This is a genomic window from Mesorhizobium sp. B2-3-12 (genome assembly GCF_006442205.1).
GTDB lineage: Bacteria > Pseudomonadota > Alphaproteobacteria > Rhizobiales > Rhizobiaceae > Mesorhizobium.
Genome location: NZ_VFVR01000002.1, coordinates 612,495 through 635,615, shown reverse-complemented (window position 1 = coordinate 635,615; position 23,121 = coordinate 612,495). Strand labels below are relative to the sequence as shown.

Below are 23,121 nucleotides of genomic sequence, written 5' to 3'. Positions count from 1 at the left end.
CCCTGCGGTCGTGGATGTCATTCCGCCGCCGCGGCGACGGCGTCGTTGTGGAAGTCCTCGCGGTATGGCCTGGCGGTCGGCGGCAGCTCGCGCTTGAGGAAGTAATCCTCGTTGCGCAGCTGGCGGCGGAAGGCCGGGATCATCTCGCGGTAGCCGGCCAGGATCGACGGCGTCGGTGCCGGCAGATCGTGCTTGATCAACGCGTGCAGCTTCGGCAGCGCATGGTAGGGCACCATCGGGAACATGTGATGTTCGACATGGTAGTTCATGTTCCAGTAGATGAAGCGGCTGATCGGGTTCATGTAGACGGTGCGGCTGTTCAGCCGATGGTCGGTGACGTTGTCGGCGAGACCGCCATGCTGCAACAGGCCGACCATCACGTGATGCCAGGCGCCGTAGAGCCTGGGCAGGCCGACCAGCATCAAGGGCAGGAACGATCCGGTATAGAGCGCCAGCGCGATTGTCGCGGCATAGATCGCCGTCCAGATGCGGGCAATGCGGATCGCCTTGTTCTGCTCCTGTTCGGGAATGAAGGTTTTTTCCGCCGCGCTGATATTGCCGGCGGCATTGCGCAGCATATCCGACATCGCATGCCACGCATCGAGCACGCCGACAAAGCCGAGGACGAGGCGCACCAGATCCGGCGGCCGCATCACCGAGATTTCGGGATCGCGGCCGACGATGATGGTGTCGGTGTGATGGCGTGTGTGGCTCCAGCGCCAGGTCACCGGATTGCGCATGATCATGAAGCAGGCGATCTGATAGACCGCGTCATTCATCCACTGCGTGCGGAACGCCGTGCCGTGGCCGCATTCGTGCCAGCGCGAATCGGTGGACGAGCCGTAGAGCACGCCATAGACGAAGAAGAACGGCACGCACCACCACGTGCCCCAGAACCAGGCGCCGCCGGCGCCGCTGATGATGAGGGCGGCGAGCCAGATCGCGGTGTCGCGGATCGCCGGCCCATCGGAGCGCTGCATCAGCTCCTTCATCTGCTTGCGGGGAATGTCGGTGTGATACCACTGCGCCGCCGACAAGCCGTTTTCGACGGCAAGCCGGGCGTCGCGGCCGATCAGGCTGTAGTCACGCCGGGACGGCGCTATGGACATGATTGCCTCCCAAGGCAGGGGCATTCGCCATGCGAATGCCGATCACAACTGGCTCCATGCTCAGAAATAACGCCGAGCCATGATAGACTCAACATCACAAAGATAGTTTCTATCATTTCCTATCAAGTTGATGTATGCCTGTCGGGCAATCGAACGAGGCGATCATGGCGAAACGGCCGACGATATCAGATCTGGCGCGCGTCTCCGGCGTCAGCGTCGCCACGGTGGACCGCGTGCTCAACAATCGGCTGCCGGTGCGCGAGGAAACCGCGCGCCGCGTCTACGAGACGGCGACCGAGATCGGCTATCACGCGGCCGGCCTGATCAAGCAGCGAATGCGCCAGGAACTGCCCGAGTATCGGCTGGGCTTCCTGCTGCTTCGAGGCAATGACGTTTTCTATGGCGATTTCGCGCGGGAACTCGAACTGGCGGTCGCGCAATCGCAGCGCTTCCGCGGCGTCGCGACCGTCGATTTCGCCAGCTCCCTGGCCCCGGACGAAATCGCCGCCCAAATGCGCGGGCTGGCGGTGAAATCACGGGCCATCGCCGTGGTCGGTCCCGACCATCCGACGCTGACCGCGGTCGTGGAGGCGCTAAAGGCCAGGGGGCTGCCGGTCTTCTCCCTGCTGTCCGACTTCGCTGCTGGCGTCCGCGAGGGTTATGTCGGCCTCGACAACCGCAAGGTCGGCCGCACCGCGGCCTGGATGATCGCCAGGGCGGCGAGGACGCCTGGCAAGGTCGCCCTCTTCGTCGGCAGCCATCGCTTCCACGGCCACGAACTGCGCGAGATCGGCTTCCGTTCCTTCTTCCGCGAGCATGCGCCGGACTTCGCCGTGCTGGAGACGTTGGTCAATCTGGAGGCCAACCAGGTAACCCATGATGCGATGATCGATCTTCTGGCGCGATATCCGGATCTCGTCGGCTGCTACGTCGCCGGCGGCGGCATGGAAGGCGCCGTCTCGGCATTGCGGGCAGCGAAGCCCGTCAACATGCCAGTGGTCGTCTGCAACGAGATCAACGCCGAATCGCGCGCGGCGCTCGCCGACAACATCCTTACAATGGTGATCTCGACGCCGCTTGCCGCGCTCTGTCGTGAGCTCGTCGATCGGATGGCGCATGCCATCGAAGCCGGCGCGGCCAATGCGCCGGGTCAGACCTTCCTGCCCTTCGACATCTATTTGCCGGAAAACATCTGACGCCATTTCGGGAAATGCGCAGCGGGTCCGGGACGCGCCAGGACGAGAGACAGGGCGTTTCGACGAAGCGACAGGACGCTTCAGCGATCCGCCGTCATGAACCGGCCCGCTGAAATGATAGAATCCATCAGAGCCGGCCGAAAATCGCGAGCCCGAGTTTGGAATCGCCCTTGACGCCTCCCGACGAAATGGAATAAATATTTCACCAGTCATGCATTTTGGTTCTTTCGTTCCGTAACATCTGTTTCAAACAGAGGCTTTGGCGTTGCAGCAAACGGCAGGCGCCATCCCCGGGAGAGAGACGGCAGGGAGAGATTCCCCGGGGAGATCGGGGATTCCGGAGAGATCGGTGCAACCGGACACCAAAGTGGAGGAGAGATTAAAATGAAGAAACTGCTTTTGGGCGTCGCCTTCGCGGCGCTGATGAGTTCATCGGCCATGGCCGCCAAGATCGGCGTCTCGATGGCCAAGTTCGACGACAACTTCCTCACCGTGCTGCGCAACGGCATGATCGAGCAAGCCAAGGGCATGAGCGGCGTCGAGCTGCAGGTCGAGGACGCGCAGAACGACGTCGCCAAGCAGCTTGACCAGATCAAGAATTTCGCCGCTTCCGGCGTCGACGCCATCATCGTCAACCCGGTCGACACCTCGGCCACGCAGGCGATGTCGGATGCGGCGGCCGCGGCCAAGATCCCGCTGGTCTACGTCAACCGCCAGCCGGTCAATGTCGACACGCTGCCCGACAACCAGGCCTTCGTCGCCTCGAACGAAGCCGATTCCGGCACGCTCGAGACCAAGGAAGTCTGCCGCCTGTTCAAGGAAGCCGGCAAGAAGGAAGCCAATGTCTATGTCATCATGGGCGAGCTTTCCAACCAGGCGGCCGTGCAGCGCACCAAGGACATCGAAGAGGTGATAGCCACGCCGGACTGCAGCTTCATCAAGATCATCGACAAGCAGACCTCGAACTGGGACCGCGACCAGGCCCAGAACCTGATGACCAACTGGCTGTCGACCGGCAAGAAGTTCGACGGCGTCATCGCCAACAATGACGAAAGCGCCATCGGCGCCATCCAGGCTATGAAGGCCGCCAACATCGACATGAAGTCGGTTGTCGTCGGCGGCGTCGACGCCACCCAGGACGCGCTTGCCGCCATGCAGGCGGGCGACCTCGACGCCACCGTGTTCCAGGACGCCGCCGGCCAGGGCGCCGGCGCGCTGGATGCAGCGCTGAAACTCGCCAAGGGCGAGAAGGTCGAACACAAGGTCTATGTTCCGTTCCAGCTGGTCACACCGGCCAACATCGACAAGTTCCTGAAGAAGAACTGAGCCGCGGACATACGGAGCGGCGCTCTCGCGCAGACAGCGCCGCTCCCTTTCCCTCGACGCCGACCGGTGCCCGAGGAACGACCGCGGCTGACGGAGGATAGAAGATTGGCACAAACATCTCACGGCGTCGGCGGGGTCGGTTATGACGCCAGGAAGCGCACATGGCCGGCCGAATTCAACGTCTTCCTGGCGCTCGTCATCCTCGTCGTCATCTTCGAACTGATCGGCCGGGTCTTCCTCGGCGACTCCTTCCTGTTCAACACCCGCGCCGACGTCGCCGGCATCTTCAACGAGGCGCGCCTGCAGATCATCATCCTGCAGGTGTCGATCGTCGGCATCATCGCCATCGGCGTCACGCAGGTGATCATTACCGGTGGCATCGATCTGTCCTCGGGCTCGATCGTCGGTGCGACAGCCATGATCGCCATGAGCTTCGCCCAGGTCGCGACCGTCAACGGCAATCCCAACCCCAAGGCGATGTTCCTGGCCCAGGGCTGGACCGACCTGCCCGTCATCGTGCCGGTGCTGGTGGCGATCGGCTGCGGCCTGCTCGCCGGCCTCGTCAACGGCGCGCTGATCGCCTACACGCGCATCCCGCCCTTCATCGCCACGCTCGGCATGATGGTCACCGCGCGCGGCATTGCCAAATGGTGGTCGAAGGGGCAGCCGATCTCGTTTCCCACGGACAGTTTCGCGGCAATCGGCAAGGGCCTTATGCCGGTCATCATCTTCCTGTCGCTGGCCGTGCTGTTCCAGCTGATCATGACCTACACCCGATATGGCAAGCATTGTTACGCGATCGGCTCCAACGAGGATGCCGCGCGCATGTCGGGCATCAAGATCGCCAACCACAAGATCCTCGTCTATGTCATCGCCGGCATTCTCGCCGCGCTCGCCGCCGTGGTGCTGTCCTCCAAGAACCTCACCGCCCAGGCCGGCATGGGCGTGATGTACGAACTCGACGCCATCGCCATGGCGGTCATCGGCGGCGTCTCGCTGTCGGGCGGCCGTGGCTCCATCATCGGCACGGTGATCGGCGCGCTGATCTTCGGCGTCATCATCTCTGGCTTCACCTTCCTGCGCCTCGACGCCTACTATCAGGAGATGGTCAAGGGCGTGATCATCGTCGGCGCGGTCGTTCTCGACCAGTGGCGCCAGCGCATGCGGGCATTGAGGGCTTGACCATGTCAGACATCGTCCTGAAGACGGAAAACCTCACCAAGCGCTATGGCGGCGTGCACGCGCTCGAAGGCGCCAATTTCGAGCTGCGCAAGGGCGAGCATGTCGCCATCATGGGCGACAACGGCGCCGGCAAGTCGACCTTCGTGCGCCAGATCACCGCCGTCGAGCAACGGACGAGCGGCCAGGTCTGGTTCGACGGCAAGGAAGTGAACTTCGCCGGCCCGATCGAGGCGCGCGAGGCGGGCATCGAGACGGTGTTCCAGAACCTGGCCCTGGCCGACGATCTCGACGTGCCGTCGAACCTGTTCCTCGGCCGCGAAAAGGTGCTGTTCAATCTCGGACCATTCTCGATCCTCGACCGTAAATACATGCGCAAGGCGACCGAGGCGGCGCTGGTCCGCACGGCGGTGAAAATCCCCAATTTATCCAACACCATCCGCCATATGTCGGGTGGCCAGCGCCAGTGCGTGGCGATCGCCAGGACAGCGACCTTCGCCTCCAAGCTGATCATCATGGACGAGCCGACGGCGGCCCTTGGCGTGCAGGAGACGGCGCAGGTCGAAAACATCATCCGGACGCTGAAGGACAATGGCGAGCCGCTCATCCTGATCAGCCACAACATGCGCCAGGTGTTCGACCTCTGCGACCGTATCGTGGTGTTCCGGCGCGGCCGCATCGTCGCCAATCTGCGCAAGGAGAACACCGACGGGCAGGACATCGTATCCTACATCACCGGCGCCAAGACCGGCGAGGCGGAACTCGCGGCCTGAGGGCCGGGCGCGGAGGCGATGGTCATCGCCTTCCCGTCGATTTGTCTTGACCGGAAAATCATCCAGCGCCCATGACCGGCGCCGTGCTCCGAACCCATCCCCTAGAGGAAGATCTCCATGACTGTTCGCTTCGCCCTCCTTGGTGCCGGCCGCATCGGCAAGGTCCACGCCCGCGCCGTGGGTTCCAACCCCCAGGCAAAACTGGTCGCCGTCGCCGATGCCTTCGAGAAGGCGGCGAGCGAACTGGCGAGCGCCTATGGCGCCGAGGTGCGCACCATCGACGCCATCGAAAAATCGAAAGACATCGACGCCGTCGTCATCTGCACGCCGACCGACACCCATGCCGATCTGATCGAGCGCTTCGCCAAGGCCGGCAAGGCGATCTTCTGCGAGAAGCCGATCGATCTCGATGTCAAGCGCGTCGAAAAATGCCTTGATGTGGTCGACAAGGCCAAGGCGACGCTGATGGTCGGCTTCAACAGGCGCTTCGATCCGCATTTCGCGGCCGTGCGCAAGGCGATCGACGACGGCGCCATAGGCACGGTCGAGATGGTCACCATCACCTCGCGCGATCCCGGCGCCCCGCCGCTCGACTACATCGCGCGCTCCGGCGGCATTTTCCGCGACATGACCATCCACGATTTCGACATGGCGCGCTTCCTGCTCGGCGAAGAGCCCGTCGCGGTCAGCGCCCATGCCTCGGTGCTGGTCGACAAGAAGATCGGCGAAGCCGGCGATTTCGACTCGGTCAGCGTCATCCTCGAGACCGCATCGGGCAAGCAGGCGGTCATCTCCAACTCGCGCCGCGCCACCTATGGCTACGACCAGCGCATCGAGGTGCATGGTTCGAAGGGTATGGTCGCGGCCGAAAACCAGCGCCCGGTATCGATCGAACTCGCCAACGAGAAGGGCTACACCCGCCCGCCGCTGCACGACTTCTTCATGACCCGCTATCTCGACGCCTATGCCCTCGAGATCGCCGCCTTCATCACGGCGGCGACATCAGGCAAGAAAGCGGCGCCGAGCGGCGCGGACGGCCTCGTGGCGCTCAGGCTGGCGGATGCGGCGCTGAAGTCGGCGACCACGGGCAAGACCGTACGTCTCGACAAGTAAGAACCAGAAATTCGGACCCAAGGTAGGAGCACAGCGATGAGCGCATCCGCCGATCGCAATTCGAACACACGCGCCGTCGTCACCGGCGGCGCGCAAGGCATCGGCTTCGCCGTCGCCGAGGCGCTGGCCGACGAGGGCTGCCGGGCGCTGGCGCTCATCGGCCGCTCCCAGGAGAAGGGCGACAAGGCTGTCGCCCATTTCAAGAAATCAGGCGTCGACGCCATCTTCATCAGCGCCGACGTTTCCGATGTTGCCGACTGCAAACGCGCGGTCGCCACCGCGCTCTCGCATTTCGGTACGATCAACGCGCTGGTCAACGCCGCCGCCACCTCTGCGCGCGGCTCGCTTGTCGATACATCGGAACAGCTTTTCGACCAGATCTTCGACACCAATGTGCGCGGCCCGTTCTTCCTGATGCAGGGCGTCGTGGCGCATCTCTTGGAGAAAAAGACCCCCGGCTCGATCGTCAACGTGCTGTCGATGTCGGCGCATACCGGCCAGTCCTTCCTGACGCCCTATTCGACCAGCAAGGGCGCGCTGATGACGCTGACCAAGAACGTCGCCAACGCCTATCGCTTCAACCGCATCCGCTGCAACGCCGTGCTGCCCGGCTGGATGGACACCGAGGGCGAGGACATCGTGCAGAAGAAATGGCACGACGCACCGGACGACTGGCTGGCGAAGGCCGAAGCGGCGCAGCCGATGGGCCAATTGGTCAAGCCGGACCAGTTGGCGCGGCTGATCAGCTACATGGTCAGCCCACAATCGGGCGTCATGACCGGATCGCTGGTCGACTACGACCAGAGCGTTGCGGGGTCGTCGCCGGAATAGCGGCCGACGTTGCGGCTGGCCCTTTCTCCCCGTCACTATACGGGGAGAAATGCCCGGCAGGGCAATGAGGGGCAGCACCAACTTTGACAGTTACCGGTCCAACCCCTGCCCACCTCGCTTGTCACTCCGACGTAGGCGCCGCCCCTCACCTGCCTGCCGGCATCCTCTCCCCGTATAGGACGGGGAGAGGGGTGCTGTCATCGACGGTTTCGCCACCTGACCCTCATCGCCCCATCGACAAACGCCGCCGCTTCGACTATATGAGCGGCATGATCCACCTGACCGCCACCTATTGGTACTTTAGCAGCTCGCTGGCGGCGGGAGGATTGCGCTCGATCTGAAGATTGCAGCAAACAGTCCGACAAGCCGCCAGACCTGGCGGCTTTTTTGTTTCAGCCGGCAGGTTCCCAAACAGGAGCAGAAAGCCGTGTTGACCACCACAGACGACCTTCGGGTCAAGGAACTCAGACTGCTGAGCACGCCGGAAGAGGTGATGCGCGAGATACCGCGCTCACTCACGGCGACGCGCACCGTTGCCGCCTCGCGCAACGCCATCCATTCCATCCTGACGGGGGCCGACGATCGACTTGTTGTCATCGTCGGCCCTTGTTCCATCCACGATCCGGTCGCGGCCGTTGACTATGCCAGCCGTCTGGCGGCGCTGCGCGAGGCCCTGTCCGACCGGCTCGAGATCGTCATGCGGGTCTATTTCGAGAAGCCGCGCACGACGGTCGGCTGGAAAGGCCTGATCAACGATCCCGACCTCGACGGCAGCTTCAACATCGACAAGGGGCTCAGGATGGCGCGCAATGTGCTTTCCGCCGTCAACAATCTCGGCCTGCCGGCGGCGACCGAATTCCTCGACATGACGACGCCGCAATACATTGCCGACCTCGTCGCCTGGGGCGCCATCGGCGCGCGCACGACCGAGAGCCAGATCCATCGCGAACTGGCCTCGGGCCTGTCTTGCCCGGTCGGCTTCAAGAACGGCACCGACGGCAATCTCAGGATCGCCGGCGAGGCGGTGAAGTCGGCCGCCCAGCCGCACCATTTCATGGCGGTGACCAAGGGCGGACGCAGCGCGATCGCGGCGACGACCGGAAACGAGGATTGCCATGTCATCCTGCGCGGTGGTGTTCAGCCGAACTATGACGCGGCAAGCGTCGAGGCTGCTTCGGTGGAACTCGCCCGCATCGGCATCATGCCGCGCCTGATGATCGACGTCAGCCATGCCAACTCGGCCAAGAAGCCGGAAAACCAGCCCAAAGTGGCGGCGGACGTGGCGAGCCAGGTGGCGGCGGGCGACGAGCGCATCATCGGCGTCATGATCGAAAGCAATCTCGTCGCCGGCCGGCAGGATGTCGTGCCCGGCAAGCCGCTCACCTACGGCCAGAGCATCACCGATGGCTGCATCGACTGGGCGACCACCGAAACGGTGCTGCATGGCCTTGCCGGTGCCGTCGAATGGCGCCGCTCGGCGCGGCGCGCCATGCTGGACAGCCGTCAGGGCGCCGCCTGATATTATGGCGATGCGGGAAGGGCGGTGCTGATTGGGATTACGCCGCCCTCAGCCCCTCCCATGCGGTGAAGACCGAGACCACGAACAGCAGCAGCCCGGCCGCGCGGCCGGCAAGAGCGGTCGCCCGCGGATTGGCGATCAGAAGGCTGCGGCTGCGGCCGGCTGAAATGGCCAGCCCGCCATAGATCGCGGCTTGCGTCAGCACGGTCAGCAGGCCCATGATCGTCGCCTGCATCCAGATCGGACCGTAGTGCGGTTTCAGGAACTGCGGGTAGACGGCCAGCACGAAGAGATAGGCCTTCGGATTGATCAGGCAGGTCACGAAACCCTGGCGAAACGCCTTCCATGCCGAACGGCTGCCGGCGGGCCCTTCATGACCGACGGTGATGGAGCTGCGCATCAGCGTGATGCCGATATAGGCCATATAGGCGGCGCCGACGATCAGCAGCGGCTTGAACAGGATCGGCACGAAATGCATGAGCAGGCCGACACCGACAGCGCCGTTCAGCGTGTGCACCATGCCGCCGACCATGATGCCGCCGGTCGCGGCCAGGCCCCTGTCGCGTCCGCCGGTCAGCGCATTGGCAAGCACGAACAGCATGTCCATGCCCGGAACGGCGATGATGCCGAACAGGAGAAGAAAGAAAAGCCAGAGATTTTCCGCGTAGCTCATGTCAGTTGCCTGTCGCCTCCTGCTGGCGTGCCGCCAAGGAATTTGTTGATTTTCAAGCCGATGGGCGCTGCTATAGATCGAGCCAACTGACGATGATGTGTCAGTTGTGATCGCAGCTGGTGGGAAAAATGCGTAAGGCCTCGCGTCTCTTCGAGATCATCCAGATCCTGCGGCTGGCCAGGCAGCCGGTGACGGCGGCCATGATTGCCGGGCAGTTGGAGGTGACGGTCCGCTCGATCTACCGCGACATCGCCGCCCTTCAGGCCATGCGTGTCCCGATCGAGGGCGGCCGCGGCATAGGCTATATCCTGCGCCCCGGCTTCGACCTGCCGCCGCTGATGTTCTCGATCGAGGAGATGGAGGCGATCGTGCTGTCGCTGGCGCTGCTGGAACGCACCGGCGACGACGAGCTCAAGCAGGCGGCCAAGCGCGTCGGCGCCAAGATCGCCGGCGCCGTGCCGCCGCCCTTGCGCCGGACGCTCGACGCCAATGCGCTCCACGCCTGGGGCTTTGCCGCGCCCGCCGCCGGCACGATCGACCTGGCGCTGGTGCGCCGCGCCATCCGCGACGAGGAAAAGCTCGACCTATCCTATCGCGACGAAGCAGGCCGCGCCTCCGAGCGGCTCATCCGCCCGATCGCGCTGATCTACTACGCCGAAACCGCCAACATCGTTGCCTGGTGCGAGCTGCGCCAGGCGATCCGCAATTTCCGCAGCGACCGCATCGAGGACTGCCAGCCGACCGGGTTAAACTTCAAGGGCGAAGGCGATAGGTTGCGGACGGTGTGGGTCCATGGATGGGAAACGAACGCGGCTGCCGGTGGTTGAGGAAGGGCTGGCTATTACGGAGACAGGCCGGCGCCGCCCCTCATTGCCCTGCCGGGCATTTCTCCTCGTATAGTGACGGGGAGAAAAAGCGCCTTCGCCGGGGATTCGCCAATCGGCTGCGTCGCAGAACGGGCGCCAAGACCGACATCGCCCTTCTCCCCGTCGCTATACGGGGAGAAGATGCCGGCAGGCAGATGAGGGGCAGCGCCACCATTAACAGATCTTCCCGCCGACATCTGATGGGTGGAAGCCTGGATTGGCAACAGCGCGCTCGTTACCTTACATCCACCCAGCGCTTCTCCGCATACGAACGTGCCATGGCGTGCACGGTGCGCTCGATCTCCAGCCCTTCGGCGAACTCGATGAGCCGGGCCGGCTTGCCGGCCAGCCGCGTCAGCAATTCGTGGCATTCGATGATCTTGAGATCGTTGAAGCCGAGGCTGTGGCCGGGCGCCGGCACGAAAAGGTCATAGGGCTTGTGCTGCGGCGCCACCAGGATGGTGCGATAGCCCTGTTCGGTCGGCCGGTCCGAAGTGAGGTAGAGCTGGAATTCGTTCATCCGCTCCTGGTCGAACAGGATCGAGCCCTTGGAGCCGAAGATCTGGATGGCGATGCGGCCCTTGCGGCCCCAGGCCGAGCGGTTGACCAGCAGCGTGCCGGCAATGCCGTTTTCCAGGTGCATCAGCACGCTGGCGATATCGTAGGTCTCGACCGCGCGGCGCCCGCCTGACGCCAGCTTGCGGTCGGCATAGGGCTTGGCCATGTCGCAGATGACGCTGGCGACGCGGCCGAACAGTGCTGAGACCAGCGACAGCGGATGCACGGCGAAATCGTCGAGCGCGCCATAGCCGGAAGACGCCTCGTGTTTCCAGAAGAACAGCGCCTCGGGGTCGGCCATGAAGTCCTCGTCCATCTCGATGCGCAGATGGTTGACCTCGCCGATGATCTTCTCGTCGAGCAGCGCGCCGATGTGACGTATGGCCGGGCTCTGGATGTAATTGTAGCCGAGCGCCGCGATCTTGCCTGAAGTCTTGGCCGCGGCCGCCATTGCCTCGGCCTCGGCGAAGCTCGGCGCCATCGGCTTTTCGCACCACAGATGCTTGCCAGCCTCGAGGACGGCGATCGCCATTTCGGGATGAAACTGGTTGGGCGTCGTCAGCGAGACGACGTCGACTTCGGGATCGTTGACCACGGCACGCCAGTCGCCCGACGCCTTGGCGAAGCCGAACTCGCCGGCCTTGCGCCTGGCAAGGTCCTCGTTGACCTCGCCCAGATGGACGAGCCGTGGCTTGGTCGCGTCGGGGAAGACGGCCCCGACGGCGCTCCACGCGATGGCGTGGCATTTGCCCATGAAGCCCGTGCCGATAAGACCGACGCCGACCATTTTTCGTTCCTCCGCTGCCGTAGATACTGCGTGGATGAATTAGTCCATTTTTCTCTGGAATGGAATGTCTGTCTCATTTTTTATGGCGTTCTTGCGCAGGCCCGCTATGATGGGGCACAGAGGGCCTCCAGACAGGCTTGGGCGGAGAACGATGGACGAACAGGTACCTCGCGACTTCGAGACGCTGCGCGCCACGATCCTGGACCGGCGTGAGAGCCTGCCCAAGCGCATCGCCCAGATTGCCGCCTATGCGCTCGACAATCCCGACGATATCGCTTTCGGCACCGCCGCCAGCATCGCCGCTTCGGCCGGCGTGCAGCCCTCGACCCTGATCCGCTTCGCCCAGCAACTCGGTTTCGACGGCTTCACCAGCCTGCAGCAGGTATTCCGCGAGCGGTTGCGCGAGCGCAACTCTTCCTATGACGAGCGGCTGCAGGCGCTGCGCGCGAAGGCCGAGGGCGGCGCCGGCCACCGGGCGATCTTCGACGGGTTCATCGCCGCCGCCAGCACCTCGCTCAACGACATTTCCCGCACGCTGGACGACGCGCATCTGGAAGAGGCGATTTCGCTGCTGGCGAAGGCGCAGACCATCTATGTCCTGGCCAAGCGGCGCTCCTATCCGGTGGCGAGCTATATCGCCTACGCGCTGGGCAAGCTGAAGATCCGCAACCAGTTGATCGAATCGGCCGCCGGACTGAATGCCGAGATGGTCGGCTTCGCCACGCCGGCGGACGCCGTCATCGCCATCAGCTTCTCGCCCTACGCGCCGGCCACCATCGAGGAGGCGCGCGCCATTTCCGAGCAGGGCGTGCCGATCGTTGCCATCACCGACAGCTCATTCTCGCCGCTGGCCCAGTTCGCCAGGGTCTGGTTCGAGGTTGCCGAGGCGGATTTCGCCGGTTTCCGCTCGCTGTCGGCGACAATGGCGCTGGCCATGGCGCTGACGGTCGGCGTCGGCGAGAAGCGGCGCGACGTGGGCCGCAAGCGCAAGGCCTGAGCTGACATCCAAAAAGGCGATTTTAGCCAAGGGAACGCTCATTCCATATTGACTATGGATTGGAATTATTATTTCATATTCCCGGCGCCACGCTGCCGCTCGCGCGTGTTACCCAACAATGTTGTCCATGACGACAAGACCGACGGGAGGTTCCAATGAGCGAAGCCGTGGACGCAAGACAGGCGCCGCTCGATGTCATCACCATCGGTCGCGCGTCCGTCGACCTCTATGGCCAGCAGATCGGATCGCGGCTGGAGGACATCACCTCCTTCGCCAAGTCGGTTGGCGGCTGCCCGGCCAACATTTCCGTCGGCACGGCAAGGCTCGGCCTGCGCTCGGCGCTGCTGACGCGCGTCGGCGACGAGCAGATGGGCCGCTTCATCCGCGAACAGCTGAAACGCGAAGGCGTCAACACCGACGGGCTGAAGACCGACAAGGAGCGGCTGACCGCGCTGGTTCTGCTCTCGGTCGAGAGCGAAGGCGTCTCGCCGATGATCTTCTACCGCGCCGACTGCGCCGACATGGCGCTGGCCGAAGAGGATATCGATGAGGCGTTCATCGCCTCGGCCCGCGCCATCGTCGTCACCGGCACGCATTTTTCCCGCCCCAACAGCGACGCCGCCCAGCGCAAGGCGATCCGTATCATGAAGGCCAGGGGCGGCAAGGTTGTCTTCGACATCGACTACCGGCCGAACCTGTGGGGTCTCGCCGGTCATGCCGAAGGTTTTGAGCGCTATGTCAAGTCGGACCGGGTCTCGGCCCAGTTGAAGACGGTGCTGCCCGATTGCGATCTCATCGTCGGCACCGAGGAAGAGATCATGATCGCGTCCGGCGCCGATGACTGCCTGAGCGCGTTGAAGACGATCCGCGCCCTGTCCTCGGCGACCATCGTCCTGAAGCGCGGCGCCATGGGCTGCATCGTCTATGACGGGCCGATCAGCGACGATCTCGAGGACGGCATCGTCGGCGAGGGGTTCCCGATCGAGATCTACAATGTCCTGGGCGCCGGCGACGCCTTCATGTCCGGCCTGCTGCGCGGCTGGCTCGGCGGTGAAAGCTTCAAGACCGCGGCGACCTGGGCCAATGCCTGCGGCGCCTTCGCCGTGTCGCGGCTCTTGTGCGCGCCGGAATATCCGACCTTCGAGGAGCTGCAGTTCTTCCTCAGGAACGGCAGCAAGCATCGCGCGCTGCGCAAGGACGAGGCGATCAACCACATCCATTGGGCAACCACTCGCCGCAGCGACATCCCTTCGCTGATGGCGCTCGCCTGCGACCACCGTGTGCAGCTCGAGGACGTCGCGGCCAAGACCGGCGCCGATCCGGCGCGCATCCGCGATTTCAAGGTGCTGGCGGTCAAGGCCGCGGCCAAGGTCGCCGCCGGCCGTGATGGCTACGGCATGCTGATCGACGAGAAGCATGGCCGCGAAGCGATGTTCGAATTCGCCAGGCATCCCTTCGCTTGGCTCGGTCGGCCGGTGGAACTGCCGGGCTCGCGGCCGCTGCGGTTCGAGTTCTCGCAGGATATCGGCTCGCAGCTCACTGAATGGCCGGTCGATCACTGCATCAAGTGCCTGTGCTTCTACCATCCCGACGATCCGGCGGCCTTGAAGGAAGAGCAGCAGCAGAAGCTGCGCGCGCTGTTCGAGGCCGCGCGCAAGGTCGGCCGGGAACTTCTCATCGAGATCATCGCCGGCAAGCATGGCAAGCTCGACGACACGACGATCCCGCGCGCGCTGGAGGAACTCTACGCGCTCGGCATCAAGCCGGACTGGTGGAAACTCGAACCACAGGCGTCGAGCGGCGCCTGGGCGAAGATCGAGGCGGTGATCCTGAAGCACGACCCCTGGTGCCGCGGCATCGTCCTGCTTGGGCTGGAGGCGCCGCAGGACGAGCTGGAGGCGGCTTTTGCCGCCACCGCCAAGGCGCCCATCGTCAAGGGCTTTGCCGTCGGCCGCACCATCTTCGTCCATGCCGCCGAACAATGGCTTTCCGGCAAGATGTCGGATGCCGAGGCCGTCGCCGACATGGCCTCGCGCTTCGAACAGTTGACCGAAGCGTGGCTTGCCGCGCGCGGCCGCAAGGCGGCATAAGAAGGCCGCGACACAGGGACTGCGGAGGAAAACAACCATGAGCAAGACAATCCGCCTGACGATGGCGCAGGCGCTGACCCGCTTCCTGTCCCGCCAGATGACCGAGATCGACGGCGCCAAGGTGCCGATCTTCGGCGGCGTCTGGGCTATCTTCGGCCATGGCAATGTCGCCGGCATCGGCGAGGCGCTTTACCAGGTGCGCGATGAGCTGCCGACCTTCCGCGCCCACAACGAGCAGGCGATGGCGCATGCGGCGATCGCTTATGGCAAGGCCAATTTCCGCCGCCGCTTCATGGCCGCGACCTCGTCTATCGGCCCGGGCGCGCTGAACATGGTGACAGCGGCGGCCCTTGCCCATGTAAACAGGTTGCCCATCCTGTTTTTGCCGGGCGACGTTTTCGCCAACCGGATCCCCGATCCGGTGCTGCAGCAGGCCGAGGATTTTTCCGACGGCACGGCGACGGTCAACGACTGTTTCCGCCCGGTGTCGCGCTATTTCGACCGCATCACCCGGCCGGAGCAGATCATCCCGGCGCTCGGCCGCGCCATGCAGGTGCTGACCGATCCGGCCGATTGCGGCCCGGTGACGCTGTCGCTCTGCCAGGACGTGCAGGCCGAAGCCTATGACTATCCCGAGAGCTTCTTTGCCGAGTGGGTCTGGCACCAGCGCCGGCCGCGTCCCGACCGTGGCGAACTGGCGGCGGCCGTCGCCGCACTCAAGGGCGCCAGGAAGCCGCTGATCATCGCAGGCGGCGGCGTTCTCTATTCGCGGGCTTCCGACGAACTGGCGAAATTCGCCGAAGGCGCTGGCATTCCGGTTTGCGAGACGCAAGGCGGCAAGTCCTCGCTGCCGGACGATCACAAGCTCAACATGGCGGCGGTCGGCGTCACCGGCACCTCGGCCGCCAACCGGCTGGCGGAAGAGGCCGACGTCGTGCTCGCCATCGGCACGCGCCTGCAGGATTTCACCACCGGCTCGTGGGCGCTGTTCAAGAATTCCGGCAAGACCATCATCGGGCTCAACGTTCAGCCTTTCGATGCCGGCAAGCATCGGGCGCTGCCGCTGGTCGCGGACGCGGCGGAAGGGCTCGCCGAACTCGGCGCCGCGCTGCAAGGCTGGAAGGCGCCTGCCGCCTGGACCGACAATGCGGCCACCGGCAAGACGGCCTGGCAGGCCGATGCCGCCAAGGTGACGGCATCGACCAACGCCGCTTTCCCCTCCGACGCGCAGGTGATTGGCGCCGTGCAGCGCGCCATGGGATCAGGCGTGACGCTGCTGCATGCCGCCGGCGGCCTGCCCGGCGAATTGCACAAGCTTTGGCAAGCGGGCGCGCCCGGCTCCTACCATGCCGAATACGGCTTCTCGACCATGGGGTACGAAATCGCCGGCGGGCTCGGCACCAAGATGGCCAAGCCCGGCGAGGAGGTCGTCGTCATGATCGGCGACGGCTCCTACCTGATGCTGAATTCCGAGATCGCCACCTCGGTGATGCTCGGTTTGAAACTGACCATCGTGCTGCTCGACAACAGGGGTTATGGCTGCATCAACCGGCTGCAGATGGCGACCGGCGGTGCCAACTTCAACAACCTCCTGAAGGACTCGCGCCACGAGATCCTGCCCGATGTCGACTTTGCCGCCCATGCCGCCAGCATGGGCGCGATATCCGAAAAGGTTTCGTCGATCGCCGGACTGGAGACAGCGCTGGCTCAGGCGAAAAAGAACGACCGCACCACAGTGCTGGTCATCGACACCGATCCGCTGGTTTCCACCGATGCCGGCGGCCATTGGTGGGACGTGGCGGTGCCCGAGGTATCGGCGCGCAGCCAAGTGAACGCGGCGCGCAAGGCCTATGACGAGAAGCGGCAAATGCAGAGCGTCGGCGATTGACGTTGCGGCGCCAACGGTAACAAGCAGTTCTAAACCGGAGTGACGACTTGAAAGCCAAACTGGGCATGTCCCCCATCGCGTGGTGGAACGACGATCTTGCCGAACTGAGCGATGACGTGTCGCTGGAAGAGTGCCTGCGCCAGTCGCGCTCGGCCGGCTTCACCGGCATGGAAATGGGCCGGCGCTTTCCCAACGACCCAAAGGTGATGCTGCCGATCCTGAAGGCCGCCGACGTGACCCTATGCGGCGGCTGGTTTTCCGGCACGCTGGTCGACGAGGAGATGGCCGCCAACAAGGATCGCATCCAGCCGATGATCGACCTGTTCAAGGCGGTCGACGCACCTTGCATCGTCTATGGCGAGGTCGGCCGCTCGATCCAGGGCGACCGCTCCAAGCCGCTCGCCACCAAGCCGAAGCTGTCGGGCGACGAGATGAAGGCCTACGCGAAGCGCCTGACGGAATTCGGCGAATGGTGCGCCGGGCAAGGCATGCCGCTGTCCTATCACCACCACATGGCGGCGGTGGTCGAGACCGAGCCAGAACTCGACGCCTTCATGCGCCTTTCCGGCGAAGGCATTCCGCTGCTGCTCGATGCCGGACACCTGGCCTTTGCCGGCGGCGATGTGCTGCGCGCCATCGACAATCATCACAAGCGCATCAGCCACGTCCATGTAAAGGACGTGCGCATGGATGTGATCGACGGGCTTGATCGTACGAAGCAGTCCTTTCTCGACGCCGTGGCGCTCGGCGCCTTCACCGTGCCGGGCGACGGTTCGCTCGATTTCGGCGCCATCGTGCAGCGCTTCGCCGACCATGGCTATGAAGGCTGGTTCGTGGTCGAGGCCGAACAGGATCCCAGGAAGAACCCGCCGCTCAAGATGGCGCAGGTCGGCCACAAGGAACTGATGCGGGTGATGACGGCTGCCGGCTACACCGTCGAAACGCAGGGCTTCCCGAATGCCTGAAGGCTGGATTGGTCGCCACGGGTGGCTTATCTGAGAACTGGTTCAGCAACTCTCGGATGGCGCGATGAAAGATTATGAACACCCGTTCTTCCGGCCGCTGTGGCGGCGCATCGCCGTCGTCGCGGTCTGCGTCATCTGGTCGATCATCGAGTTCGCGTCCGGCACGCCGTTCTGGGGCGTGATCGCGCTTGGCTTCGCCGGATATGCCGTCTGGCAGTTTTTTTATCTGTATAGGCCCGTGGAGGAGGCGAAGGCGACGCCTGAGGAACCCACGGTCGGCGTCGAACCGAAGGAATGATGGAAGAGGTTCCAGTGGATTGGATACCTGCGCAACGGATCGCATACGTTGGTGATTGGCCAAAACGCTCCCCGCTTCGTCATCCTAGGGCGGAGCAAGGAGCGTAGCGACGCGGCGCAGACCCTAGGATCCATGCCGTGAAATGGAAGTGTTGCGACGGTGCAGAATCTCGCTCTGCTTGCGCCCTTCGACCGAGGTCACGGAATGGATCCTAGGGTCTCCGCGACGGAGCTTCGCTCCTGCTTCGCCCTAGGATGACGAAGTTGGGAGGGCCTCGGCCAATCCGAGGCGTCTGCGACGCTTCTTTTGAACAACCGGTGAAAGCGCCGGCATGGCTGCAACCTGCCAGTTCCAATCCAAGAGGAGAAACAACAATGTCGAAACTGCTCGTCAAGGCCGACAAGGGCAATGGCCGCGTCGCGCATGTCACGCCGCAAAGCGCTGGCTGGACCTATGTCGGTTTCGATCTGCATCGGCTGAAGCCGGGCGAAAGCGCCTCGGGACGGTCGGACGACCGCGAAGTCTGCCTGGTCTTCGTGACCGGCAAGGGTACGGCAACAGCCGGCGGCACCGATCTCGGCCTGCTCGGCGAGCGCATGTCGCCTTTCGAGGGCAAGCCGTGGTCGGTCTACGTGCCGCAGGGCTCGGACTGGTCGGTGACGGCCGATACCGAACTGGAACTGGCTGTGTGCTCGGCGCCCGGCCTTGGCGGCGGGCTGCCGGTCCGGGTGATCGGACCGGACGATCTCGGCCAGGAGGTGCGCGGCAAGGGCACCAACACGCGCTACGTCACCAACATTCTGCCTGAGGGCCAGCCGGCCGACTCGCTGCTGGTGGTCGAGGTCATCACGCCCGGCGGCCACACGTCGAGCTACCCGCCGCACAAGCACGACCAGGACAATCTGCCCGCCGAATCCTATCTCGAGGAAACCTACTACCACCGCCTCAACCCGCCGCAGGGCTTTGCCTTCCAGCGCGTTTACACCGACGCCGGCAAGAATGGCCATCGCGCCCTGGATGAGGCCATGGCGATCGAGGACGGCGATGTCGTGCTGGTGCCCAGGGGCTATCACCCCTGTGCCGCCTGCCATGGCTACGACCTCTATTATCTCAACGTCATGGCCGGACCGAAGCGGACGTGGAAATTCCACAACGCGCCCGAGCACGAATGGTTGATGAAGGCCTGACCGGTCCGCGCTTCGGGCGGAACCTGTTGGTCCAGTTTGGAAAAAATCGTCGGCTAAGGACCCCGAGGGTCGATTTGCCTTCGAAAACCCGTCAAAGCTTCGTCAATTCGTCATGGAAATCACCTATGGCAACGTTTCTGACGAGGACGTCCCATGCGTTATGCTATCTATTTCACCCCCAGGCAGGATGAGCCGCTGGCGCGTATCGCCGCCAACTGGCTCGGCCGCGACCCGTTCGGTGCCGCGACCAGGCCGGTTGAGGCGGTGGCCGACTTGTCGGCGGCGGAAGTGGCCTTCCACACCGCCTCGGCGCGCCGCTACGGCTTCCACGCGACGCTGAAAGCGCCCTTCCATCTGGCCGCCAACGAGACAGAAACCTCGCTGCGCGCGGCGCTCGATCATTTTGCCGAGGCGACGCCTGTCGTGACGATCCCGCGCCTGGTCGTCAGCCAGATCGACAGCTTCTTCGCGCTGGTGCCGGAGGGGCCGCTGCCTCCTCTCAACCGCTTCGCCGACGATGTCGTGCGCGATTTCGACCGGTTTCGCGCGCCGCTGTCCGAGGCCGAGATCGAGCGGCGCAGCCCGGATTCGCTGAAGCCGGCCGAGTTCCGCAATCTCTGCCAGTGGGGCTATCCCTATGTCTTCGAGACCTTCCGCTTCCACATGACCCTCTCGGGCCGGGCCGGGCCGCAGGAAAGTCCGCGTCTGCGCGCGGCGATCGATGGCCTTTTCGCCGACGTCTTGAGGCAGCCCGTGCTGGTGGATGCGCTGACATTGTTTGTCGAACCGGAACCCGGTGCGCCGTTCATGGTGCTTTCCCAGCACGCGCTTGGACGCCGCCCGGCCCGAAAAATCGCCTGAACCAACCCGACTGCAACAACCAGGGACTACCCGCAATGACCGCCGAGACCGTTCTTTCCAACGCCCGCATCGTTCTTGCCGACGAGATCGTCGAAGGGTCGCTGGTGCTGCGTGACGGCCTTATCGACGGCATCGATGCCGGTGCTACCCGGGCCGGCGAGGACATGGGTGGCGACTTCATCATTCCAGGGCTGGTCGAGCTCCACACCGACCATCTCGAGGGCCACTACGCGCCACGGCCGAAGGTGCGCTGGAATCCGATCGCCGCGGTGCTTGCTCATGACGCGCAGGTGGCGACCGCCGGCATCACCACGGTGCTCGATGCGCTCCGCGTCGGCATGGACGAGGACGCCGACCTCACTTCGGACGACATCCGCAAGCTCGCCGACGCGATCGAGGACAGTGTCCAGCAGGATCGGCTGCGGGCCGACCATTTCATCCATCTGCGCTGCGAGGTCTCGGCACCGGATTGCCTGAGAGCCTTCGCTAATTTCGAGACCGACGACAGGGTGAAACTGGCGTCGCTGATGGACCATGCGCCGGGCCAGCGCCAGTTCGTCAATCTGGAAACCTATGCCTACTACTACCAGCGCAAGTTGAAGCTCTCGGATCAGGATTTCAAGAAATTCTGCGAGAAGCGGATGGGCGAATCGGCACGCAATTCAGGACCGAACCGCGTCTTCATCGCCGCCGCCTGCCAGGAGCGCGGCATCGTGCTCGCCAGCCATGACGACGCCACGTCGGCTCATGTCGACGAGGCCATCGAGCAGGGCGTACGGGTCGCCGAGTTCCCCACCACCGAGGAAGCGGCGCGGGCCTCGAAGGCCGCCGGGCTCGGCGTGCTGATGGGCGCGCCCAATGTCATGCGCGGCGCCTCGCATTCCGGCAATGTTTCGGCCCGCACCTTGGCCAGCGACGGCCTGCTCGACATCCTGTCGTCCGACTACATCCCCTTCAGCCTGATCCAGTCGGCCTTCTTCCTCGGCGACATGGTCGAGGGCATTTCGCTGCCGCAGGCCGTCGCCATGGTGTCGAAGAACCCGGCGCAAGCCGTCGGCCTCGACGATCGCGGCGTCATCGAGCAGGGCCGTCGCGCCGATCTGGTGCGGGTGCGCGTCGACGATCACGTTCCGGTCGTGCGCACCGTCTGGCGGCAGGGACGCCGGGTGGCATGATGGTGTCGGCCTTGATCGAACGCGAACTGTCCGCCGAGACCTTTCCGATCCGTCACGGCGTCTTCGTCGCCGTCGTCGGACCCAGCGGTGCCGGCAAGGACACGGTGATCGGCTACGCCAAGGCGCTTTTCGCCGATGAGACGCAGCTGGAGTTCGTGCGCCGCGTCATCACCAGGCCGAGCGACGCGGCGAGCGAGGACCACGACACGCTGGCCGACGCCGCCTTCGCCGAGGCCGAGGCCGACGGCGCCTTCGCCGTGTCCTGGGAAGCGCATGGCCTGCGCTATGGCCTGCCCGCCGATGTCGACTGGTCTGTTTCCAATGGCCACGTGGCCGTCGCCAACGTGTCGCGCGCGATCATCCCCACCTTGCGCGAACGCTATGCCAATCTGGCGATTGTCGAGATCACCGCCTCGCCCGAGGTGCTGGCCGAGCGGTTGGCCATGCGCGGCCGCGAGTCGCGCGGCGAAGTGCTGGCCCGCCTGGCGCGCGGCGCCAATGTGACCTTGTCCGGTCCTGGCGTGACGTCGATCGACAACAGCGGCCCGCGCGAGGTGGCCGGCGAGCGCTTCGCCGAAGTGCTGCGCAAGGCTATGGCCTTCTCCGATATGTCTGGCCTGATCTGATCCGGGCCTGTTTCACTCGCCTGCTTGCGCTGTCGCTCGAAACGCTCCGGGCTGCTGGCCGCACAGGGTGATTCTGGATTACGATCCGCGACCTCGAAATGAGGTCGAGCCAGACAGGAAGTTTCATGCAGACACTGACACCCATCCTCTCGACAGTCACGGCGGCATTTCTCGCCTCCCTGGTCGAGGTCGTCGAAGCTTTCACCATCGTGCTCGCGGTCGGCGTGACACGCAGCTGGCGTCCGGCACTGACGGGCGCCGCGCTGGCGCTGGCGGTCCTGGCGGCCCTGGTGCTGGCGTTCGGGCCGCTGCTGGCGCTTGTCCCGATCACCACGTTGCAGTTCGTCGTCGGGGTGCTGCTGATCCTGTTCGGCATGCGCTGGCTGCGGAAAGCCATTCTGCGCAGCGTCGGCGTCATCGCCCTGCATGACGAAGAGGCGGCCTTCGCCAAGGAAACCGCCGCCCTGAACCGGCAGGCCAACGACCGCCGCGCCGACTACCTCGCCGGGCTGGCCTCGTTCAAGGCGGTGCTGCTCGAGGGTGTGGAGGTGGTGTTCATCGTCATCGCCGTCGGCGCCGCGCATGGACAGACATTTTACGCCGGCATGGGCGCGCTGGCCGCCTTCGTCCTGGTGATGCTTGTTGGCCTCGCTGTCCACCGGCCGCTGGCGCGCGTGCCGGAAAACGCCCTCAAATTCGTGGTCGGGCTGATGCTGACCAGCTTCGGCATCTTCTGGACCGGCGAAGGCATCGGCGCCGACTGGCCTGGCGACGATCTTGCTCTGCTCGCCATCTTCGCCATCGTCGCGCTGGCATCCTTCGCCATGGTGCGCTGGCTGCGCGGCACCAATCCCACAGCCGCCGGAGGGCTCGCCCGATGAACGTCCTTCGTCTTGTCGCCAGGGAATTCCTCGGCATGTTCGTCGACGACGGCAGTCTGGCGCTGCTGGCGCTGGTCCTGGTGGGCGCCGTTACCGCGGGGGTGAAGCTCCTGGCACTGCCGCCACTGCTTGGCGGTGCGCTGCTGCTGGTCGGCTGTCTGGCCATCCTTTTGCAAAGCGTTCGTCGCGCGGCACGCCAGACCCGTCGGTAGCGCTCGTCAAC

The 23,121-nt window shown here is 64.5% G+C and carries 23 protein-coding genes; 20 read left to right on the top strand and 3 right to left on the bottom strand.

All coding sequences use genetic code 11. The features are described from left to right. Positions 1-17 precede the first annotated feature (17 nt). A complete protein-coding gene (locus FJ948_RS08420; RefSeq protein WP_140703264.1) occupies positions 18-1,109 on the bottom strand; it encodes a fatty acid desaturase family protein in 1,092 nt (363 codons plus the stop codon). Between the two features lie 164 nt (positions 1,110-1,273). On the opposite strand from FJ948_RS08420, the gene FJ948_RS08415 reads away from it, so the two are divergent. From FJ948_RS08415 to FJ948_RS08385, 8 genes are all read left to right on the top strand, one after another. Next, a complete protein-coding gene (locus FJ948_RS08415; RefSeq protein WP_140703262.1) occupies positions 1,274-2,305 on the top strand; it encodes a LacI family DNA-binding transcriptional regulator in 1,032 nt (343 codons plus the stop codon). Between the two features lie 384 nt (positions 2,306-2,689). After that, the gene (locus tag FJ948_RS08410; RefSeq protein WP_140703260.1) at positions 2,690-3,631 is read left to right on the top strand and encodes a sugar ABC transporter substrate-binding protein; all 942 of its coding nucleotides are present in this window, start codon (positions 2,690-2,692) and stop codon (positions 3,629-3,631) included. Between the two features lie 105 nt (positions 3,632-3,736). Beyond that, complete coding sequence (locus tag FJ948_RS08405) at positions 3,737-4,813, top strand: ABC transporter permease (RefSeq protein ID WP_140703258.1); 1,077 nt, start codon at positions 3,737-3,739, stop codon at positions 4,811-4,813. Between the two features lie 2 nt (positions 4,814-4,815). After that, positions 4,816-5,583 (top strand): ATP-binding cassette domain-containing protein, encoded by a 768-nt coding sequence (locus FJ948_RS08400; RefSeq protein ID WP_023772158.1) that lies wholly within the window; start codon positions 4,816-4,818, stop codon positions 5,581-5,583. A gap of 117 nt (positions 5,584-5,700) precedes the next feature. Beyond that, complete coding sequence (gene iolG / locus FJ948_RS08395; RefSeq protein WP_140703257.1) at positions 5,701-6,696, top strand: inositol 2-dehydrogenase; 996 nt, start codon at positions 5,701-5,703, stop codon at positions 6,694-6,696. A gap of 36 nt (positions 6,697-6,732) precedes the next feature. Next, positions 6,733-7,527 (top strand): SDR family oxidoreductase, encoded by a 795-nt coding sequence (locus FJ948_RS08390; protein ID WP_140703256.1) that lies wholly within the window; start codon positions 6,733-6,735, stop codon positions 7,525-7,527. A gap of 191 nt (positions 7,528-7,718) precedes the next feature. After that, positions 7,719-7,868: a hypothetical protein gene (locus FJ948_RS30225; RefSeq protein ID WP_181173595.1), complete on the top strand. Its 150-nt coding sequence runs from the start codon at positions 7,719-7,721 to the stop codon at positions 7,866-7,868. Positions 7,869-7,954: 86 nt separating this feature from the next. Beyond that, the gene (locus FJ948_RS08385; protein ID WP_140703255.1) at positions 7,955-9,046 is read left to right on the top strand and encodes a 3-deoxy-7-phosphoheptulonate synthase; all 1,092 of its coding nucleotides are present in this window, start codon (positions 7,955-7,957) and stop codon (positions 9,044-9,046) included. A gap of 37 nt (positions 9,047-9,083) precedes the next feature. Here the strand turns inward: FJ948_RS08385 and FJ948_RS08380 are convergent, their stop codons facing one another. Then, positions 9,084-9,719 carry a LysE family translocator gene (locus FJ948_RS08380; RefSeq protein ID WP_140703254.1) on the bottom strand — a complete coding sequence of 212 codons (636 nt, stop codon included), beginning with the start codon at positions 9,717-9,719 and terminating at the stop codon, positions 9,084-9,086. Between the two features lie 128 nt (positions 9,720-9,847). On the opposite strand from FJ948_RS08380, the gene FJ948_RS08375 reads away from it, so the two are divergent. Further along, positions 9,848-10,546: a YafY family protein gene (locus FJ948_RS08375; protein ID WP_140703253.1), complete on the top strand. Its 699-nt coding sequence runs from the start codon at positions 9,848-9,850 to the stop codon at positions 10,544-10,546. A gap of 274 nt (positions 10,547-10,820) precedes the next feature. On the opposite strand, the gene FJ948_RS08365 is transcribed toward FJ948_RS08375, so the two are convergent. Then, complete coding sequence (locus tag FJ948_RS08365; protein ID WP_140703252.1) at positions 10,821-11,930, bottom strand: Gfo/Idh/MocA family oxidoreductase; 1,110 nt, start codon at positions 11,928-11,930, stop codon at positions 10,821-10,823. A 151-nt stretch (positions 11,931-12,081) separates the two neighbouring features. On the opposite strand from FJ948_RS08365, the gene FJ948_RS08360 reads away from it, so the two are divergent. The 11 genes from FJ948_RS08360 to FJ948_RS08310 all read left to right on the top strand — a co-directional run bounded on the left by FJ948_RS08360 (position 12,082) and on the right by FJ948_RS08310 (position 23,110). Next, a complete protein-coding gene (locus tag FJ948_RS08360) occupies positions 12,082-12,927 on the top strand; it encodes a MurR/RpiR family transcriptional regulator (protein ID WP_140703250.1) in 846 nt (281 codons plus the stop codon). Positions 12,928-13,082: 155 nt separating this feature from the next. Further along, positions 13,083-15,017, top strand: coding sequence for a 5-dehydro-2-deoxygluconokinase (gene iolC, locus FJ948_RS08355; RefSeq protein ID WP_140703249.1), 1,935 nt, complete (start codon positions 13,083-13,085; stop codon positions 15,015-15,017). Positions 15,018-15,054: 37 nt separating this feature from the next. After that, on the top strand, positions 15,055-16,905 hold the full coding sequence (iolD, locus tag FJ948_RS08350; protein ID WP_140703248.1) for a 3D-(3,5/4)-trihydroxycyclohexane-1,2-dione acylhydrolase (decyclizing): 1,851 nt from the start codon (positions 15,055-15,057) through the stop codon (positions 16,903-16,905). Positions 16,906-16,952: 47 nt separating this feature from the next. Further along, positions 16,953-17,870, top strand: a complete 918-nt coding sequence (gene iolE / locus FJ948_RS08345; RefSeq protein WP_140703247.1) for a myo-inosose-2 dehydratase — start codon at positions 16,953-16,955, stop codon at positions 17,868-17,870. Positions 17,871-17,934: 64 nt separating this feature from the next. Beyond that, a complete protein-coding gene (locus tag FJ948_RS08340; RefSeq protein ID WP_140703246.1) occupies positions 17,935-18,168 on the top strand; it encodes a DUF3329 domain-containing protein in 234 nt (77 codons plus the stop codon). 374 nt (positions 18,169-18,542) lie between these two features. Next, positions 18,543-19,355, top strand: a complete 813-nt coding sequence (gene iolB / locus FJ948_RS08335) for a 5-deoxy-glucuronate isomerase (RefSeq protein WP_140703245.1) — start codon at positions 18,543-18,545, stop codon at positions 19,353-19,355. A gap of 153 nt (positions 19,356-19,508) precedes the next feature. After that, entirely contained in the window at positions 19,509-20,216 is a 708-nt protein-coding gene (locus FJ948_RS08330; RefSeq protein ID WP_140703243.1) for a DUF1045 domain-containing protein, read from the top strand. Between the two features lie 35 nt (positions 20,217-20,251). Then, positions 20,252-21,391 carry an alpha-D-ribose 1-methylphosphonate 5-triphosphate diphosphatase gene (locus FJ948_RS08325; protein WP_140703241.1) on the top strand — a complete coding sequence of 380 codons (1,140 nt, stop codon included), beginning with the start codon at positions 20,252-20,254 and terminating at the stop codon, positions 21,389-21,391. Further along, on the top strand, positions 21,388-22,017 hold the full coding sequence (phnN, locus tag FJ948_RS08320; RefSeq protein WP_181173594.1) for a phosphonate metabolism protein/1,5-bisphosphokinase (PRPP-forming) PhnN: 630 nt from the start codon (positions 21,388-21,390) through the stop codon (positions 22,015-22,017). The genes FJ948_RS08325 and phnN overlap by 4 nt, the downstream gene beginning before the upstream one ends. Positions 22,018-22,142: 125 nt before the next feature. Then, positions 22,143-22,898 carry a COG4280 domain-containing protein gene (locus FJ948_RS08315; protein ID WP_140703239.1) on the top strand — a complete coding sequence of 252 codons (756 nt, stop codon included), beginning with the start codon at positions 22,143-22,145 and terminating at the stop codon, positions 22,896-22,898. Then, entirely contained in the window at positions 22,895-23,110 is a 216-nt protein-coding gene (locus FJ948_RS08310) for a hypothetical protein (protein ID WP_140703237.1), read from the top strand. The genes FJ948_RS08315 and FJ948_RS08310 overlap by 4 nt, the downstream gene beginning before the upstream one ends. Positions 23,111-23,121: the final 11 nt, after the last annotated feature.

Excerpts from the sequence above, each read along its gene's own strand:
- FJ948_RS08420 (WP_140703264.1), bottom strand. The coding sequence starts at position 1,109 with ATGTCCATAGCGCCGTCCCGGCGTGACTACAGCCTGATCGGCCGCGAC.
- FJ948_RS08415 (WP_140703262.1), top strand. The coding sequence starts at position 1,274 with ATGGCGAAACGGCCGACGATATCAGATCTGGCGCGCGTCTCCGGCGTC.
- FJ948_RS08410 (WP_140703260.1), top strand. The coding sequence starts at position 2,690 with ATGAAGAAACTGCTTTTGGGCGTCGCCTTCGCGGCGCTGATGAGTTCA.
- FJ948_RS08400 (WP_023772158.1), top strand. The coding sequence starts at position 4,816 with ATGTCAGACATCGTCCTGAAGACGGAAAACCTCACCAAGCGCTATGGC.
- iolG (WP_140703257.1), top strand. The coding sequence starts at position 5,701 with ATGACTGTTCGCTTCGCCCTCCTTGGTGCCGGCCGCATCGGCAAGGTC.
- FJ948_RS08390 (WP_140703256.1), top strand. The coding sequence starts at position 6,733 with ATGAGCGCATCCGCCGATCGCAATTCGAACACACGCGCCGTCGTCACC.
- FJ948_RS08380 (WP_140703254.1), bottom strand. The coding sequence starts at position 9,719 with ATGAGCTACGCGGAAAATCTCTGGCTTTTCTTTCTTCTCCTGTTCGGC.
- FJ948_RS08375 (WP_140703253.1), top strand. The coding sequence starts at position 9,848 with ATGCGTAAGGCCTCGCGTCTCTTCGAGATCATCCAGATCCTGCGGCTG.
- FJ948_RS08365 (WP_140703252.1), bottom strand. The coding sequence starts at position 11,930 with ATGGTCGGCGTCGGTCTTATCGGCACGGGCTTCATGGGCAAATGCCAC.
- FJ948_RS08360 (WP_140703250.1), top strand. The coding sequence starts at position 12,082 with ATGGACGAACAGGTACCTCGCGACTTCGAGACGCTGCGCGCCACGATC.
- iolC (WP_140703249.1), top strand. The coding sequence starts at position 13,083 with ATGAGCGAAGCCGTGGACGCAAGACAGGCGCCGCTCGATGTCATCACC.
- iolD (WP_140703248.1), top strand. The coding sequence starts at position 15,055 with ATGAGCAAGACAATCCGCCTGACGATGGCGCAGGCGCTGACCCGCTTC.
- FJ948_RS08340 (WP_140703246.1), top strand. The coding sequence starts at position 17,935 with ATGAAAGATTATGAACACCCGTTCTTCCGGCCGCTGTGGCGGCGCATC.
- iolB (WP_140703245.1), top strand. The coding sequence starts at position 18,543 with ATGTCGAAACTGCTCGTCAAGGCCGACAAGGGCAATGGCCGCGTCGCG.
- FJ948_RS08330 (WP_140703243.1), top strand. The coding sequence starts at position 19,509 with ATGCGTTATGCTATCTATTTCACCCCCAGGCAGGATGAGCCGCTGGCG.
- FJ948_RS08325 (WP_140703241.1), top strand. The coding sequence starts at position 20,252 with ATGACCGCCGAGACCGTTCTTTCCAACGCCCGCATCGTTCTTGCCGAC.
- phnN (WP_181173594.1), top strand. The coding sequence starts at position 21,388 with ATGATGGTGTCGGCCTTGATCGAACGCGAACTGTCCGCCGAGACCTTT.
- FJ948_RS08315 (WP_140703239.1), top strand. The coding sequence starts at position 22,143 with ATGCAGACACTGACACCCATCCTCTCGACAGTCACGGCGGCATTTCTC.
- FJ948_RS08310 (WP_140703237.1), top strand. The coding sequence starts at position 22,895 with ATGAACGTCCTTCGTCTTGTCGCCAGGGAATTCCTCGGCATGTTCGTC.